Annotated in this window: 12 protein-coding genes and 1 tRNA gene; 9 read left to right on the forward strand and 4 right to left on the reverse strand. The window is 65.3% G+C overall.

The features are described 5' to 3' along the window. The first annotated feature begins 51 nt into the window (after nt 1-51). The 3 genes from LY622_RS11515 to LY622_RS11525 are packed head-to-tail and all read left to right on the forward strand — an operon-like array spanning nt 52 to nt 3174. Nucleotides 52-1014: a kinase gene (locus LY622_RS11515; RefSeq protein ID WP_234291041.1), complete on the forward strand. Its 963-nt coding sequence runs from the start codon at nt 52-54 to the stop codon at nt 1012-1014. Beyond that, a complete protein-coding gene (locus LY622_RS11520) occupies nt 1004-1882 on the forward strand; it encodes a PP2C family serine/threonine-protein phosphatase (RefSeq protein WP_234291042.1) in 879 nt (292 codons plus the stop codon). Before LY622_RS11515 ends, LY622_RS11520 begins: the two co-directional genes overlap by 11 nt. A gap of 56 nt (nt 1883-1938) precedes the next feature. Further along, nucleotides 1939-3174: a patatin-like phospholipase family protein gene (locus LY622_RS11525; protein ID WP_369413787.1), complete on the forward strand. Its 1236-nt coding sequence runs from the start codon at nt 1939-1941 to the stop codon at nt 3172-3174. A 282-nt stretch (nt 3175-3456) separates the two neighbouring features. On the opposite strand, the gene LY622_RS11530 is transcribed toward LY622_RS11525, so the two are convergent. Beyond that, nucleotides 3457-3533: transfer RNA gene (locus LY622_RS11530), tRNA-Met, on the reverse strand. A 200-nt stretch (nt 3534-3733) separates the two neighbouring features. Between LY622_RS11530 and phbB the strand changes: the two genes are divergently transcribed. Beyond that, complete coding sequence (gene phbB, locus LY622_RS11535) at nt 3734-4480, forward strand: acetoacetyl-CoA reductase (RefSeq protein WP_234291043.1); 747 nt, start codon at nt 3734-3736, stop codon at nt 4478-4480. Between the two features lie 102 nt (nt 4481-4582). Here phbB and LY622_RS11540 read toward each other — a convergent pair whose 3' ends face one another. Next, on the reverse strand, nt 4583-7363 hold the full coding sequence (locus LY622_RS11540) for a DUF349 domain-containing protein (RefSeq protein WP_234291044.1): 2781 nt from the start codon (nt 7361-7363) through the stop codon (nt 4583-4585). Between the two features lie 254 nt (nt 7364-7617). Between LY622_RS11540 and minC the strand changes: the two genes are divergently transcribed. The 4 genes from minC (at nt 7618) to sbcB (ending at nt 11103) form a co-directional block, all read left to right on the forward strand. After that, entirely contained in the window at nt 7618-8361 is a 744-nt protein-coding gene (gene minC / locus LY622_RS11545) for a septum site-determining protein MinC (RefSeq protein WP_234279550.1), read from the forward strand. Nucleotides 8362-8427: 66 nt separating this feature from the next. Further along, nucleotides 8428-9246, forward strand: a complete 819-nt coding sequence (minD, locus tag LY622_RS11550) for a septum site-determining protein MinD (protein ID WP_066451684.1) — start codon at nt 8428-8430, stop codon at nt 9244-9246. Next, complete coding sequence (gene minE, locus LY622_RS11555) at nt 9243-9497, forward strand: cell division topological specificity factor MinE (RefSeq protein WP_114479053.1); 255 nt, start codon at nt 9243-9245, stop codon at nt 9495-9497. The genes minD and minE overlap by 4 nt, the downstream gene beginning before the upstream one ends. 115 nt (nt 9498-9612) lie before the next feature. Then, nucleotides 9613-11103 (forward strand): exodeoxyribonuclease I, encoded by a 1491-nt coding sequence (gene sbcB / locus LY622_RS11560; RefSeq protein WP_234291045.1) that lies wholly within the window; start codon nt 9613-9615, stop codon nt 11101-11103. A gap of 276 nt (nt 11104-11379) precedes the next feature. Here the strand turns inward: sbcB and LY622_RS11565 are convergent, their stop codons facing one another. Beyond that, nucleotides 11380-14250, reverse strand: coding sequence for an insulinase family protein (locus LY622_RS11565; RefSeq protein WP_234291046.1), 2871 nt, complete (start codon nt 14248-14250; stop codon nt 11380-11382). Continuing rightward, complete coding sequence (locus LY622_RS11570; RefSeq protein ID WP_234291047.1) at nt 14250-14933, reverse strand: SOS response-associated peptidase; 684 nt, start codon at nt 14931-14933, stop codon at nt 14250-14252. The genes LY622_RS11565 and LY622_RS11570 overlap by 1 nt, the downstream gene beginning before the upstream one ends. A gap of 169 nt (nt 14934-15102) precedes the next feature. On the opposite strand from LY622_RS11570, the gene LY622_RS11575 reads away from it, so the two are divergent. Then, nucleotides 15103-15720 carry a TetR/AcrR family transcriptional regulator gene (locus LY622_RS11575; RefSeq protein WP_234279545.1) on the forward strand — a complete coding sequence of 206 codons (618 nt, stop codon included), beginning with the start codon at nt 15103-15105 and terminating at the stop codon, nt 15718-15720. Nucleotides 15721-15732: the final 12 nt, after the last annotated feature.

The following is a 15732-nucleotide window of genomic DNA, read 5'->3' on the forward strand; positions in this document are numbered from 1 at the left end:
GCCCCAACGCGTCGATGGGAGGGAGGTCTAGTGGCATTGCGGGCAAGGGTCGTGACGGATTCGCTGGGCAAGACGCGCCGGCTCGGCAAGCGCCTGGAGCGCGGCGGGGAAGGGGAGATATTCGCTCTCCAGGAACGCCCCGACGTGATCGTCAAGTGGTACTACCCCGAGGTCCTGGACAAGCGCGGCGACGAGTTGCACCGCAAGGTGGAAGCCATGCGCGAGCTGCGCGATGCGCACATGACCCGCGATGTCTGCTGGCCCCTGATCCGCGTCTTCGACGACAAGCACCGCTGGATCGGCTTCGCCATGTATCGGGCGCGGGGCGTCAGGATGGGCTTTCTGGCCCATGCCCTGCTCTATCAGCGCTACTTCCCCGGGCTGGATCGCCGGCAGATCGTCGACTATCTGATCCGCTTCGTCGAGATCGTCCAGCAGCTGCATCGCGCCGGCGTCTGCATCGGCGACTATAACCTCAATAATATCTTCTGCGTGCCCTCGACCCAGGAGGTCACGCTGATCGACTGCGACAGCTACCAGCTGCGCATGGGCGGCACCTTCTACCCTTGCCCGGTGGGTAGCCCCGACATGACCCCCAAGGAGCATCAGGGCGTCGCCTTTCGCGATATCGTGCGGACGCCCCGCAGCGAGGCGTTCTCGCTCGCCATCGTACTCTTCAAGTGCCTGATGCTGGGACGCCACCCCTACGACATCGTCGGCGGCGACGACCCGGTCCGCAATCTCCGTCGCGGCAACTTCGCTTACGGGCACGGCCAGCGCGATGTGCCCCAGGGGGCCTGGTACGACCTCTGGCGCGAGCTGCCCGAGCCGATTCGCGACATGTTCGTCACCACCTTCACGGCGGGTGCCTGCGCGCCGAGCCGCCGCGCGACACTGCCGCAGTGGCATGCCGCCTTGACGACGTATCGTCAACAGCTGGAAGCCGGTGAGTGCCCCCGTGAACTTGCCAGACCCAGCGCGAAGCCGGATTCGCAGGTACTGCATGCCCGATGAGCTGAGCCACGCCGAACCCGAACGGCAGGAGGGGGGCTGGGCGGCCCTGGCCACGGCGGTGCCGGGGCTGGCGCACCTGGAGGCGGCCGCGCCGCTGCCCTGCCAGGACGCCGCCGCCGCTGTGGGGGGGCGACGCCCCGTTGCGATAGTGGCCGATGGCGCCGGCAGTTCGCCGGCCTCCGACCGTGGCGCCCAGGTCGTGGTCACGGCCCTGCGACGGCTGCTGGATACCCTGGAAGCCCAGGTGGGGCAGTTGCTGGATAGCGTGGCGCCCCCCGAGGCGGCGGACAACGAGGCGTTCACGCGGATGCTGGTCAAGCATGCCCAGGGCGTGCTGCAGGACCAGGCGACTGAGCAGCGACGCCCGGTTCGCGACCTGCGCTGTACCCTGCTGCTCGCCGTCGCGGGGCAGGCTCGGCTGCTGTGGCTCAAGGTCGGTGACGGCGCCCTCGTGGTGGAGCGGGCCGTGCCGGTCGAGGCCGGCGTGGATTCGAGCGAGCCCGGCCTGATGCCCGACCTGAGCACCCTGGGCGAGCCCGGCAAGGGCGAGTTCGCCAACCAGACCGTTTTCGTCGACGAGAAGCTGACGCCCGAGCAGGTGCAGTGGGGCAGCCTGGATATCGCGCGAGTGACCGGCGTGGCGGCCATGAGCGACGGTGCCGCCGAGAAGCTGGTCTCGCTTGACGGCGAGCGGGTGTCGGGCCAGCTCAGCCACTGGCTCGACGACCTGCGACGGGGCCGGCTGCGTCAACGCGACCTGGTCCGGCTCTTCTACAGCGATGCCTTCTGTCGCGGCACCAGCGGTGACGATCGCAGCATCGCCCTCGCCGCCCGGGACCTGCCGCCCCACGATATCGTCCAAACGTAGTGAGAACGTAGGGATTTCAGGAAGACTTGCAGCTGGCTGCGAGGATCACATCGTGCGTGCTGACAATCCAGTCCTTCCTTTCCCCAGCTCTCCAGCGTCGGGCGGCTTTGTACGTCACCGAACAGATAACCCTCTCGCCCTGTTTTATTCTGCGGACAGTTTCTGCGTCCGGCCATTTCCATGCCCTTCTTGTCGGCCTCGATGTCCACGCCATCCATTCAGCGATTCACCCCAATAGGCCCGATCACATGACACAGAAACCCAAGCTCATTAATCTCGCCCTTCAGGGCGGAGGTGCGCATGGCGCTTTCACGTGGGGGGTGCTGGACCGGATTCTTGAGGACGGGCGGCTGCAGATCGCCGGGATTTCGGGTACTTCGGCGGGAGCGATGAACGCGGTGGCGCTGGCCGATGGCTTTACCCGCGATGGCCCCGAAGGCGGGCGCGCGGCCCTCGAGCACTTCTGGCGACGCATGGGCGAGGGCGCGAAGAACAGCCCGCTGAAACGCACGCCCTACGACGTTCTGACGGGCCGCTGGGGGCTGCAGAACAACCTCATGTATCACGCCATGGATGCACTCTCCCGAGTGGCTTCGCCCTACCAGCTGAATCCCATGAATATCAATCCATTGCGTGATCTGGTGGAAAAGAGCATCGATTTCGACAGGGTGCGTCAGTGCACGGCGTTCAAACTGTACATTTCGGCCACTAACGTGGAGAGCGGCAATGTCAAGGTTTTCCCTCGCGAGGAGATAACGTTGGACATGTTGATGGCCTCGGCCTGTCTTCCGCATATCTATCAGGCGGTCGAGATCGACGGCGTGCCATATTGGGATGGCGGCTACATGGGTAATCCGTCGCTGTTTCCCTTTCACGGCGAGACCGGTACCGACGATATCGTGGTGATCCAGATCAATCCGATCGAGCGCAAGGGCGCGCCGAAGAGCTCCCAGGACATACAGAACCGGATGAACGAGATCAGTTTCAACAGCAGTCTGCTCAAGGAACTGCGCGGAATCGACTTCGTTGATCGGCTGATCCGTCAGGGCAAGCTATCGGCCGATGAATACCATCAGGTTCGGGTGCATGTCGTGGAAAACCAGGCGGAGCTGATACCGCTCGGCGCCTCATCGAAGATGAATGCCGAATGGAAGTTTCTCACCAAGCTTCGCGACCTCGGCCGTGACACCGCCACGCGCTGGCTGGAGGAAAATTTTTCCGCTATCGGTGAGCGTTCGAGTGTCGATCTTCGTCAGATTTTCCAAGGCATCGGCGCCCAGCACCAGGGTTAGGTTCGACAGCAAACGTAAGCATGAGGCTAACCGGCCATTCTGTGGGGCGTCGAGCACACATTCGGTGGCTGGGCACAGGCGTGCCACAATTGGTATCGAAAGCGAACCGATGACCGGTCATCGTGATGACGCCCAATAAAAAAACCGAGGCTTGGAAGCCTCGGCCTTTTCGAAGATGGTAGCGGGGACCGCTGAATTGGTATCGAAAGCGAACCGATGACCGGTCATCGTGATGACGCTCAATAAAAAAACCGAGGCTTGTGGCCTCGGTTTTTTCGAAGATGGTAGCGGGGACCGGATTTGAACCGATGACCTTCGGGTTATGAGCCCGACGAGCTACCAGACTGCTCCACCCCGCATCAACGTGGTGCGAATACTACTCCTTTTCTGCGCCATGTCAAGGGTGTGGTCGATGTTAGTGCACTTGCCGCTCAAGGGTCCATAATCACATTGGATGCTTGAAGGGGTGACCGTTCAAGTAGCATCCTGTTACGGCTGGCCTGCTGCTTCAGGTCAAGCCATTTTGCATAAGCATGCGCCATGATCAGGGAGGTGGAATATGACCCAAACAGCACCCGTTGCCTGGGTAACCGGCGGAACCGGTGGTATCGGCTCGGCGATATGCCGCGGCCTGGCCTCAGCGGGCTATCTAGTGGTCGCTGGGTATCATAATCCGGAGAAGGCGAAGACCTGGCTTGAAACCCAGAAGGCCGACGGTTTTGACAACATTGCCCTGTCGGGCGTCGACTTGACCAGCTTCGAAGCGTGTGAGGCCGGGATCAAGGAGATCGAGGAGAATTACGGTCCCGTGAGCGTATTGGTCAACTGTGCCGGGATCACCCGGGACGGCACCATGAAGAAGATGACCTCCGAGCAGTGGCACGAGGTCATCGACACCAACCTCAACAGCGTCTTCAATACTTGCCGTAGTGTCATCGGGAATATGCTCGACCAGAAATACGGCCGCATCATCAATATCTCCTCGATCAATGGCCGCAAGGGGCAGTTTGGCCAGGTCAACTACTCCGCCGCCAAGGCGGGCATGCATGGTCTCACCATGGCGCTGGCCCAGGAGACCGCCACCAAGGGGATTACCGTCAACACCGTGTCGCCGGGCTACATCGCCACCGACATGATCATGAAGATTCCGGAGAACGTGCGCGAGGCGATCCGCGAGACCATCCCGGTCAAGCGCTATGGCACGCCGGAAGAGATTGCACGGCTGGTCGTCTTCCTGGCGGACAAGGAGTCGGGTTTCATTACGGGAGCCAACATCGATATCAACGGTGGCCAGTTCATGGGCTGACACCATCTCGACAGTATGTCATTCGGCTGCGGGAGGCGATGCCTCCCGTTTGCGTGTCTGCGGGTGTGAATGCGTCGCCGTCGGCGGCGGTTCATCGGTCGCTCAGGGTGGGGGTAGGTGAGTCAGGCGTGTCAGCAGGGCATCGAGTTCACCGACTTCACGCGCCCACTGGTCCGGCGAGACCGGGCCGGTAGCCACCAGGTTGCGCAGCACGATACGCACTTCCTCGGCGCGGCTGAGTTCCCGGCTCAGCCCTTCGTTGAGCCGCTCGACCTGTATGGCCAGGCGCAATGGCTCGTCATGCTGGCTGACTCGCCCCATGGCCAGTAGCGACAGGTGGACGCGCAGCCGCGCCAGCTGCTCGGCCACGTCGGCGTCGGAGGGTGGGTGAAGGCGTGCCGCATTGCGCTGCTCATGGGCGGTACGCATGTCCTCCGGGAGGGAAATGCGGTCATCGATGGCCACGTTTTCGGCGGTACCCTGTTCGATCAGCCGGGCGTCGGCCTGCAGATGGGCATCGAGCAGGGGTCGATAGGCCTGCCAGTGCTGGATCTCCTCGGCCACGGCCAGGCGGTTGAGTCGCTCCCGGCGGGTACGCACGATACCGCTCCAGCGGCGTCGCATACCCTCCGTGCGCCGCCCTGAGGGTAGCGGCTCCAGGGCCGCCGCCTCATTGATGGCCTGCTCCAGCGTCGCGCTATCCGCATGACGGCTCGGCTGCCAGGCGTCCAGCCGATCGATCAGCGCCTGCATCTCCTCCAGGCGCTGGCGAGCTCGCTGAGAGCGATCGTCCCGCTGGGCTTCACGGACGGCGAAGATCTGGTCGCAGATCTCGCGAAATTCCCGCCACAGCGTCTGCTCCTCGCCACGCGGTGCACGGCCCAGGTCACGCCAGCGCTGCTGCAGCACCTTGGCCTCTTCGGCCCGGGCGGCTGCCGGCAGCTGGCGCTCGAGCAGGGCTCGGGCGTCGTCGATCAGTTTGCGCTTGGTATCGGCCACCTCCCGTGCCCGCTGGTCGATGAGGCCTTGCAGCGCGTAGCGGATACGCCCGAATCGCCGCCCGATGGCTTCCGACTGCTCCCTGGGCACCGGGGAGTGGCGACGCCACTCCTCCCGGGCGTGATCGCGGATGCGGCGCAGGGCATCCGGATCGGCGTCCGCGGCGGGGGCTTCCAGCAACGCTTCCAGTTGGTCGCAGAGTGCCGTGCGGGCTTCGAGGTTGCGGGTGCGCTCGGCGTTGAGCCGGTCGCGCCAGGGTGCCAGGCGTTCGTGGATACGGTCCGACGATGCGCGAAACTGTTCCGAGAGCTGGCGATTGGCGGCGGCATCGCCGAGCAGCTTCCAGTCGCGTACCAGCTGTCGGTGCCGACGGTCGAGCTCGGCCTCTGCCAGCGAGGTCTCCTCGGCCAGCCGGTCGATGGCCTGACAGAGCTGCTCACGCTTGGGGCCGGCAACGAAGCCGCGCCAGTCGCGCAGTTCGGCAAGCCTTGCCCCCAGGCGCTTGAGGGTGGCCCGGTGGGGGCGGAGCCTGTCGCCAGGGAGCGATTCGGCACGATGCCTGAGGCTTTGATGCAGGCGGCTGGCCCCCTTGAAGGCGCCCCGGTCCAGCAGCTGCTCCAGTTGAGCGAGATCGGCGGCGAACTGTTCCAGCCGTGCATTGAGGTCGCCCTCGGTGCTTTCGTCGCCGGCGAGTTCGCGGCGGGCCCGGTCGAGCAGCGGCGTGGGGGGCAGGGCTTCGGGCCACTGGCAGGCCTCGATGCTGGCCGCCAGGCGTGCCGGGTTCCGTTCCGCCAGGGCCGCCTCAAGCTCGGTCTGCTGCGAGATCAGCCGCTCCCAGGCGGTGAGGACGCGGTCATAGTCGGCCAGTACGGTGTCATAGCGCTGGCGCAGCACTTCATCGGTGACATGCAGGTCCGAGAGTGTCTGCCAGCGGTTGGCCAGCAGTAGCTTCTGTGAACGCAGGCTGGCGATATCCTGCTCGGTGAGAAGGTCCCCCCGGGGTAGGCTGGCAAGACTCTCTTCCAATGCTTCGAGCAGCGACTCGCGGGCCTCGGTCGCCAGCTCGCGGCGGCGATCCGCCTGGGCGTGGGCGTGCTCGCGTGCCTCATGGTCGGATATGACCTTGCGGCAGCGTTGGCAGGCGTCCTGGTAGCGGCGCTCCTGGCTGGCATCGGCAAGCCCCGACATCGACTCCCATTCCCGCGCCAGGTGACGGTACCGGCCGGCATAGAGTGGCTCCCAGGGGGCGCGACCGTGAGCTTCGAGCTTGGCCAGCAGGGTCTCGCGGTTCTCCCGCTCGGCGGCCAGGGAGGCGGCATCGGCTTTCAATCGGTTCAGGCGCTCCCTGGCCTGGCGCATGACCTGGCGGTCGCGGCGAGCCTTCTGGGCCAGGTGCTGCAGGCCGGTTTCGCTGGATACCCGGGCCGCCGCGGCATGCCGGACGGCGGCGATACCGTTCTCGCAGGCCTGGTGGATGAGGTCCTCTTCCGCGTCGAGGCGCGCCAGGGCAGCCAGCCTCAGCTGCTGGTTGTCGCCTTGCAGGGCGATGGCGGAGAGCAGGCCGCGGTCGTCGATGCTTTCCAGCAGTTGCAGGCGCCGCGCCAGCGCCACGCCGCCGGTCTTGCCGGTCAGCACCTCGATCAGGCGGCGATGCAGTTCGGGGGCGTACGGCTGTTCACCGAGCAGGTGAAGCAGGGTGTCGGGCTCATCGATCCGTTCCAGCGCCGCCAGGCGCACCTGTGGATCGCCGTCGAGGCAGAGGCGCTCCAACGCCTGTCGCTGATCCGGGCGCGTGGGGTCGAGCTTGTCGACGGCCTGGCGTCGGACCTGGGCGTTGTGGTGTTGCCAGCGAGGGGCAAAAAGGCGTCGAAGGAATCCGGGCATGGGCTATCCTGAGCGTGAAATGCGCAAGGCTCAGTGCCTGCGCAAGCCGTATTATTGCTATCGTGTCGGCATCTTTCGTCTAATGTATGTATCTAAGCACGCGCCGCGGCTGGGGAAAAGCCTAACTCCGCCGGGTGTGGCCAATCTGCGACTCTGTCATCCCGGGCCGGCTGGCCGTATGATCAGTTGCAGGGGCGCAGGGAGTCGCTTAGGTTTAGACCCACGACCCGACAACACCCGAGTGGAGTCCGGCAATGAGCCTCAAAGTGGACAGGGCAAGCATGGCTTTTACCTTCAAGGGGGGCATGCTGCCAATGACGGTCATGGAACTGGCCAGCGCAGATCCGGAACGCATCCGAGAACAGCTTTCCGGCAAGCTCAGTCAGTCACCCGCCTTCTTTCAGCATACCCCCGTGGTTCTCAGTGTAGAGAAGCTCGATGAGCCTCACCTGGCACTGGAGCGCATCTGTGCCGTATGCCGGGCCCACAAGCTGCTTCCGGTGGCGGTGCGCGGCGGCTCCGACCCGGTGAAGCAATCGGCCTGGGCGCTGGGGCTGGGCTGGTTTCCGCCCAACGACGGCGCCCGTGCCCGCACGCTGGAAGGCGTGTCCACGGTCGAGCCGTCGCCCGCCGTGCCGGAAGCTTCGCCGGAGCCGGCCAGCACGGCCAGCGGCGGCCGTATCTATCGGGGCACGGTGCGCTCGGGGCAACAGGTGACCGCCCCGGATGGCGACCTGGTGGTGATCGGTGCCGTCAATGCCGGTGCCGAGGTGCTCGCCGCGGGCAGCGTGCATGTCTATGGGGCACTGCGCGGCCGGGCCCTGGCCGGTATTCATGGCGATACCATGGCCGGCATCTTCTGTCGCGAACTGCGCGCCGAACTGCTGTCGGTTGCCGGCAACTACAAGCGCCTGGAAGATATCGACCCCCAACTGCTGGGGACCTCGGTCCAGGTCAAGCTCTGCGACGCCCAGCTGGGGATTACCTCGCTCAGCTGACCGACATGACTTCACCTCACATGACGCACCTTTATGACTTCACCGTTATCCATAGGAAAGCACAACTTGGCCAAGATCATCGTAGTGACCTCAGGCAAGGGGGGGGTCGGCAAGACAACCAGCGCAGCGGCCATCGCTACCGGCCTGGCTCTGCGAGGCAACAAGACCGTCGTCATCGATTTCGACGTGGGGCTGCGTAATCTGGACCTGATCATGGGCTGTGAGCGTCGTGTGGTATACGACCTGGTCAACGTGATCCAGGGGGAGGCAGGGCTCAATCAGGCACTGATTCGCGACAAGCGCGTCGATAACCTGCATATCCTGCCGGCCTCACAGACCCGGGACAAGGACGCCCTGACGTCCGAAGGGGTGGAGAAGATTCTCGAGACCCTGAGCAAGGATTTCGACTATATCCTCTGCGACTCGCCTGCCGGCATCGAGCGGGGCGCTCAGCTGGCCATGTACTATGCCGACGAAGCGATCGTGGTGACCAACCCCGAGGTGTCATCGGTACGCGACTCCGATCGTATCCTGGGGCTGCTGGCATCGAAGACCCGCCGGGCCGAGCGCGGTGAGGATCCGATCAAGGAGCATCTGCTGATCACCCGCTACAATGCGGCCCGAGTCGACGATGGTGACATGCTCAACCTCGACGATATCCGCGAGATCCTGGCCATTGACCTGCTCGGCCTGATCCCGGAGTCGGAAGCGGTGCTGCGTGCCTCCAACCAGGGGGTACCGGTCACCCATGATGACAACAGCGATGCGGGTCAGGCCTATGCCGATACCGTCTCGCGTCTTCTCGGTGAGGAGGTGCCGCTGCGCTTCCACGAAACCCAGAAGAAGAGTCTGCTGAGCCGCATGTTCGGAGGAGGTCGCCGGTGAAGTTGCTTGAATTCCTGAAGCGCGAACGCAAGAAGTCCGCGTCGGTCGCCAAGGAGCGGCTGCAGATCATCGTGGCCCATCAGCGCAGCCAGCGCGGCCAGCCGGATTACATGCCGATGCTGGAGAGGGAGCTGCTGGAGGTGATACGGCGCTATGTCCAGGTGGATGACGATGCCATCAATATCAGCCTGGACAGCGAAGACAACTGCTCGGTGCTGGAGCTCAACGTCACGCTGCCGCGCAGTTCGTAGCCGAGCCCTTTGGCTGCATGGCTGGGCCGCCGGATTGACGCGATGGGCTGAGGCGTTGGCAAGGCTATGCTAGGCTGTGCCACTCAGCGACGCAGAGTCAGGAGACACCGCGCCCATGGCGAAGCCCGATGCCGCCCCGATGACCTTTCTGTGGCACGACTACGAGACCTTCGGCGCCGACCCGCGTCGCGACCGACCCTCGCAGTTCGCCGCCATTCGCACCGATGCCGACTTCAACGAGATCGGCGAGCCCGTCGAACTCTTCTGCAAGCCCGCCGACGACTACCTGCCGCACCCTCAGGCCTGCCTGATCACCGGCATCACGCCGCAGCAGGCGCGCCGTCGCGGGTTGCCGGAAGCCGAGTTCGCCGGACGCGTCCATGCACTCATGAGCGAGCCCGGCACCTGTGCCCTGGGCTACAACAGCCTGCGTTTCGACGACGAGATCAGCCGCTGCCTCTTCTATCGCAACCTGCTCGACCCCTACTCCCGGGAGTGGCAGAACGGCAATTCCCGCTGGGACCTGATCGATGCCGTGCGTGCCTTCCACGCCCTGCGCCCGGCCGGTATCGAGTGGCCGCGTCGCGAGGATGGTAGCCCCAGCTTCCGGCTCGAGGATCTGACCGCTGCCAATGGCATCGCCCACGAAGGCGCCCATGATGCCGTCGCCGACGTGCGTGCCACCATTGCCCTGGCGAAGCTGCTCAGAGGCTGCAATCCGCGTCTCTTCGATCACCTGCTCGAGCTGCGCAAAAAGCGTGAAGTGGCGCGTCGTCTCGACGTGCCCGGCCGCAAGCCGGTGCTGCACATCTCGCGCCGCTACCCGGCGAGCCGCGGCTGCAGCGCACTGGTGATTCCGCTTGCCGAACACCCCACCAACCCCAATGGGGTGATCGTCTACGACCTCTCTGTCGACCCGGAGCCGCTGCTGACCCTGAGCGCCGAGCAGATTCGTCAGCGCATCTTCGTCAGCAACGACGACCTGGCCGAGGGCGAGGAGCGTATCCCACTCAAGGTGATCCACATCAACCGCAGCCCGGTGATCCTGCCGGCGTCGGCCTTGAAGGATGTGGAGGGCCCCCGGCAGGGCGAGTATGGCGATATCGTCGAGCGACTGGGGCTGGACCTGGCCGCTTGCCGTGCACACTGGAAGCGCCTGGCCGGTAGCGTCGATGCGGCGAGCAAGGCCGTGGAGGCCTTCGCCGCTCCCCCTCCCGAGGGGCCCCGTGATCCGGACCTGATGCTCTACTCCGGCGGCTTCTTCTCGCCAGCCGATCGCCAGCAGATGCAGCGAGTGCGCGATACCGCGCCCTGGGACCTGGTGGATGCCCGCTTCGCCTTCCAGGACCCGCGGCTCGAGGAGATGCTGTTCCGCTATCGAGCCCGCAGCTATCCGGAAACCCTGTCCAGTGACGAGCTGGTTCGCTGGGAAGCCTTCCGTTGGGAGCGGATGAATGACGCCGCGGTGGCCGGCTTCACCCTGAAGGACTTCGCCCGGGAGATCGAACGGCTCAACCAGGTGGCGCTGAGCGATCGCGACCGCCAGGTGCTGGAGGAGCTGGTGATGCATGTGGAGGCGATGATGCCGCCCCAGGCCTTCGATTAGGAGCCTGTCGGACTTAACGCTGATCTACTGCGAGATCCGGTCTTTCGGCCAATTTCATTCGATCTGATTCGTTAAATAGCGGGCTATTCGCCTCATCAGATCGATAAACTTGTCTCGAAATCCAAATCTCTCGTGACGATCGGTCAAATCCGACAGGCTCCTAGCCTTGTCCGATAACGGGTCGAAACCAGAAGCATGAAGCACCAGCGCCCGGCCATTGGCCGGGCGCTGTCGTTGAGGTGCTGTCGTTGAGGCGATGATTGGATGCCGACAGGGTCAGTCGTCGGCCTCGGGCATGGGTGCGAGATGTTGCGTCAGGCCGGCTACGTCACTGGGCTCGTCGCCCGGGTCGTAGCTGACGGTGGCGGTGGCGGATTCGCGCAGCTCCGGCCAGGCCTGGCGCAGCTCATCGGCGCTGACGTCGAGTACCCGTGCGGCCAGGCGCTCTCGGCGGTCGAAGTCGGTGTCGCCATAGGAGAGGGCGCGCCAGAGCCGGTTGGTGCGGCCGGAGAGGCTGGTATCGCGCTGCAGCAGATTGTCATGGACCGCCTGACGGTACGCCGCCAGCTCGTCGTCCTCCAGCGCGCCCAGTCGCTCGCCGAAGGCGTCCAGGAAGGCGTCGATATGAGCCAGGATCTCGTCGCTGGGGGTGTCCGGCGACTGCACCAGCAGGCTGAGGCCCGGCGCGTCGAGCAGCGGTGAGTAACCGGCGTTGACCACGTAGCCGAGCTGTTCCTCGGTGCGCAGGCGCTGGTAGAAGGGGGTGTCGATCACCTGGCCGAGCACGGCGAGGCGCGCCTGGCTCGTGAGCGAGCGGTCGCTGCCCTGCAGATAGCGCAGCACCAGTGACTCCTCCCGCGATGTGACCGGGTGCAGCGGCGGCAGGTCTTCCACGATGCGCAGCGGTGTCAGGTCGGGAATCGCCTCCTTCGGCGCTCGAGGCTGCAGCATCTCGGCCATCAGACGCCCCTCCCGAATAGCCAGCTCCTCGTCGAGGTTGCCCACGGCCAGGGCTTCCATGTGCAGGTTGGAGAGAAAGGCGTCGCGGAAGTCGCGCAGCGCCTGGACATCCAGGTTCCGGCTGGCCTCCAGCAGGTCGTTGGTGGGCCACTGGGGGCGCACCAGGGCTTCGGTCAGCGTGCGGTGGGCCTGGCGGAAGAGGGCGGCCTGGGGGGCGTTGCGCCACTCCCGCAGCAGGCGATAGCGTGCACGCTCGAAGCTGGCCTCGTCGATCTCGCCCTGCTGGAGCTGGGTGAGGGTGCGCTGCATGACGCGGTCCTGGCGGTCGCGCCAGCCGGAAAAGGAGAGGGTGATGCCGCGAGCATGGGCATAGGCTTCGGCATGGTGGCCGGCCAGGCGAGCCGGGTAGAAGTCCTCGTTGAGGCTGTCGTCCAACCACCCCGCCAGCAGATGTGCCAGGGCCGCTTGCCGCGGGTCCGCGTTGGCATCCGGGTGCTGCAGGCTGATGCGCCACTCCACTTTCGGGGTGTTGAAGGAGGCGTCCGCCATGTGCCAGAGGGCGAAGCTCGGCTCGTCCAGCAGTTGGAAGGGTCGCTCATGCTGCTCGACGAGCAGCGTCAGGTCCTCGGCGATGAAAGGGTTGGGCTCGGGCAGGGCCAGGCCAGCCAGGGGGGCCGCCGTGGCCGGCCCGGCATCGCTGGCGTCGCGCCAGGGGGCATTGAACCAGGGCGAGATCTGCTCGCCTTCGACATCCGGGGCGCTGTAGAGCCGCAGCAGCCGGTCGGGGCGCAGGCCGTCGAGGTACTGCATGACCAGCTCCCGGTCGAAACCGTCCATGCGATAGGCGGCATACTGCACGTCCTCCACCGGGAAGCGGGCCAGGTTCATGGCCAGGCGCATGGCGCCCTGCAGCGGCGAGCCATGCTGCTGGAAGCGGAACTGCTGCTCGGCAAGCCTGGCCTGCTCGTCGTAGCGCCACTCGTCGAGGCCCGACTCGCGGATCTGGTCGATGGCGGCGAACAGGGTGGCCTCGATCTCGTCGAGTCGTTCGGCCCCGGCAGGCGTCAGGCTGATGCTGACGGTGAACAGGGCGTCGCGCTCGTCGCTGCGGCCGACGCCGGCGGAGAGCCCGTCGGCCAGCCCGGCCTCGCGCAGCACCGCCAGCAGGCTGCCCTCCCCCTCGTGGCCCAGCAGGTGGGCCAGGTAGTCGGCGGGCTTGTGTGTGTAGTGCTGGATCGGGTCGGGGACCGGGAACATGAAGCGCACGTGGCGGCTGTCCCGAACCGACTGCATCTCCAGTCGCCGCGGCAGGCTATCTTCCAGCACCAGCGGCTCCTCGATCACCGGCCGTTCCAGGCCCCGGTCGGCGATATCGGCAAAGCGATCAATGACCATGGTCTCGAGCTCGTCCAGCGAGTGCGGGGCGACCAGGGCCAGGTGCATGACGTTGGCGTCGTAGTAGCGCTCGTAGAAGTCGATCACCCGCTGACGCAGCGATGCTTCGCCTTCGGGCGGGTCGAGTGTCTCGCGGCTGCCGACCGAGAACCCGACAGTGGGGTTGTCGGGGTTGAGCACCTGGTTGAGCACATCCATTTCGCGTCGTCCATCGTCGCGGATGCGAGCCATGTACTCCGAGTGCACGATATTGCGTTCACTCTCCAGCTGGTCGGGATTGAACAGCGGCGTCAGGAAGAATTGGCTGAAACGATCCAATGCCCCGTTCAGGGCCTCTGGCTCGATGTCGAAGAAGTAGTTGGTGTCCTGGGGCGCGGTGAAGGCGTTGTGGCTGCCGCCATGGCGACGCAGATAGCCCTGGTAGGCATCCGCTTCGGGAAAGGGCTCGGTGCCGAGGAACAGCATGTGTTCCAGGAAGTGGGCCAGCCCGTCCAGGTCGTCGGGGTCCTGGGCGCTGCCCACGCCCACGTTCATCGAGGCGGCCGCCCGGTCGGCGTCGGGGTCGCTCACCAGCAGGGCGGTGAGGCCGTTCTCCAGCGTCAATACCCGGTAGTCCCGCGTATCGTGAGGGCTGACCCGGGGGGTGACGACGTCATTGATGGCGGCTTCGGCGCTCTGCTCGGCGGTCTGGGCAGCGACGGCAGTCGACAATAGCGCGCCGGTCAGCAGCAGCCCGGCAAGCGGAATTGGCCAGTGCCGTGGGTCCTGGCGGAGGGTAACAAGACTGGACATCATATCTCCTGGTCACTCCAGCGCAGCATGGGCCCGGTGGGATGCGCGCAGGCTGGGTCCTGGTTCTTGGGATCGTTCACTCGTCTAGATACCGGAAAAGCGCCCAACAGTTCCCCAGGGGCGGGACGCAGCAGGGCCTTGGCTGTCGGAAGTGGCGTCTGCGGGTCGAGCCAGCAGGCGGCATCATCGGCGGCGATCACTGCCGGTAGCCTGTCGCTGAGTGGCGCCAGAGGAGCGCCCGCAGGCACGGTGATCAGTGCCATGGAGTCGGCATGTTCGCTGAGACTGGTGTGGTAGCGACACCATACTCCGGCCAGCAGCAGGGGGCCACGGTCGACCCGAGTGATCAGGAAGGGCTGCTTGAAACGCGGCTGAGGCTTCCAGACGTAGACGCCACCCACCGGGATCAGGCTGCGTCGCGCGGCAAAGGCTTCGCGGAACATGCGGCGCGACTCCAGCGATTCGGCACGCGCGCAGTGAGGGGCATGGTCGAGTACGGTCAACCACGGTGGCGTCAGGCCCCAGAAGACCGGCGACAGTCGGGCGACGCCGCCCTCGAGGCGAATCTGCGATACCGGCCGTCGCGGTGACAGGTTGGCCGCGGTGATCAGTGGGGCGTCATGGCACAGGTCCGGCAGCAGTCGAGCGAGATCGAGGGGGGGAATGAACAGTCGACCGGCCATGGTTTCTCCGCGAGTCGGGGCAATCAGGGTAGCCAAGTCGAACGGGACTGAAAAGGGCTTGACGCGTAATGGTCGAAAACAGTGTTCGATGTGCGCTATCCTAAGTCATGCAAGGCATGGCAGGCGCCGCGCCATGCTTACGAGTCGATCACCGCCCCGCGAGGAATTCATGGCCCGTCCCCGACAGCATGCGCCCGAGGCGCTACATGCCCAAGTCATGGCGGCAAGCGATGCCTGGCTGCAGGGCAACCCCGTACATACGCTGTCGCTGCGCGCCCTGGCGCGTGAGGTTGGCTGTGCGCCGAGCACCCTGCTCAAGCTCTACGGCAGCTTCGGCAACCTGCTGCAGCATGTGAACATCGAGACCCTGGCGCGTCTGCGCACGGTGATCGAACCCTTGACCGAGGGTGCTTCTCCCGAGCGGCAGCTCAACGCCCTGGCGCTTGCCTACTGGCAGTTCGCCCAGCGCGAGCCCTATCGCTGGCAGCTGCTGTTCGACTACCCGCTGGCCCAGGAGGGCGAGCTTGACCAGCGTCAGTCCGACATGATCGAGGCCCTTTTCCTGCGGGTCGAGGCGAGTCTCAAGGAGTACCAGCCGGCACTGGGCGACCTGGAGGCGCGGCGGCTGGGGCGCACCCTGTGGGGCAGCGTTCACGGCCTGGTGCAGCTTGGCCTCAATGAGCGGCTGGGCTACTGGCAGGGGCAGCAGCTCGAGGTCGGCGAACTGCTCGACCAGTTGCTGGTCACTATCCTTGCCGGCCTCAAGAACAGGCCCGATATCGCGTGAACCTGGCCTTCC

The sequence above is a fragment of the Halomonas alkalisoli genome (assembly GCF_021412585.1).
GTDB classification, from domain to species: Bacteria; Pseudomonadota; Gammaproteobacteria; order Pseudomonadales; family Halomonadaceae; genus Halomonas; species Halomonas alkalisoli.

Coding starts and splice junctions, on each gene's coding strand:
- sbcB (WP_234291045.1), top strand. CDS start 9,613: ATGGCGAAGCCCGATGCCGCCCCGATGACCTTTCTGTGGCACGACTAC.
- phbB (WP_234291043.1), top strand. CDS start 3,734: ATGACCCAAACAGCACCCGTTGCCTGGGTAACCGGCGGAACCGGTGGT.
- LY622_RS11570 (WP_234291047.1), bottom strand. CDS start 14,933: ATGGCCGGTCGACTGTTCATTCCCCCCCTCGATCTCGCTCGACTGCTG.
- LY622_RS11520 (WP_234291042.1), top strand. CDS start 1,004: ATGCCCGATGAGCTGAGCCACGCCGAACCCGAACGGCAGGAGGGGGGC.
- LY622_RS11565 (WP_234291046.1), bottom strand. CDS start 14,250: ATGTCCAGTCTTGTTACCCTCCGCCAGGACCCACGGCACTGGCCAATT.
- minC (WP_234279550.1), top strand. CDS start 7,618: ATGAGCCTCAAAGTGGACAGGGCAAGCATGGCTTTTACCTTCAAGGGG.
- LY622_RS11575 (WP_234279545.1), top strand. CDS start 15,103: ATGGCCCGTCCCCGACAGCATGCGCCCGAGGCGCTACATGCCCAAGTC.
- LY622_RS11540 (WP_234291044.1), bottom strand. CDS start 7,363: ATGCCCGGATTCCTTCGACGCCTTTTTGCCCCTCGCTGGCAACACCAC.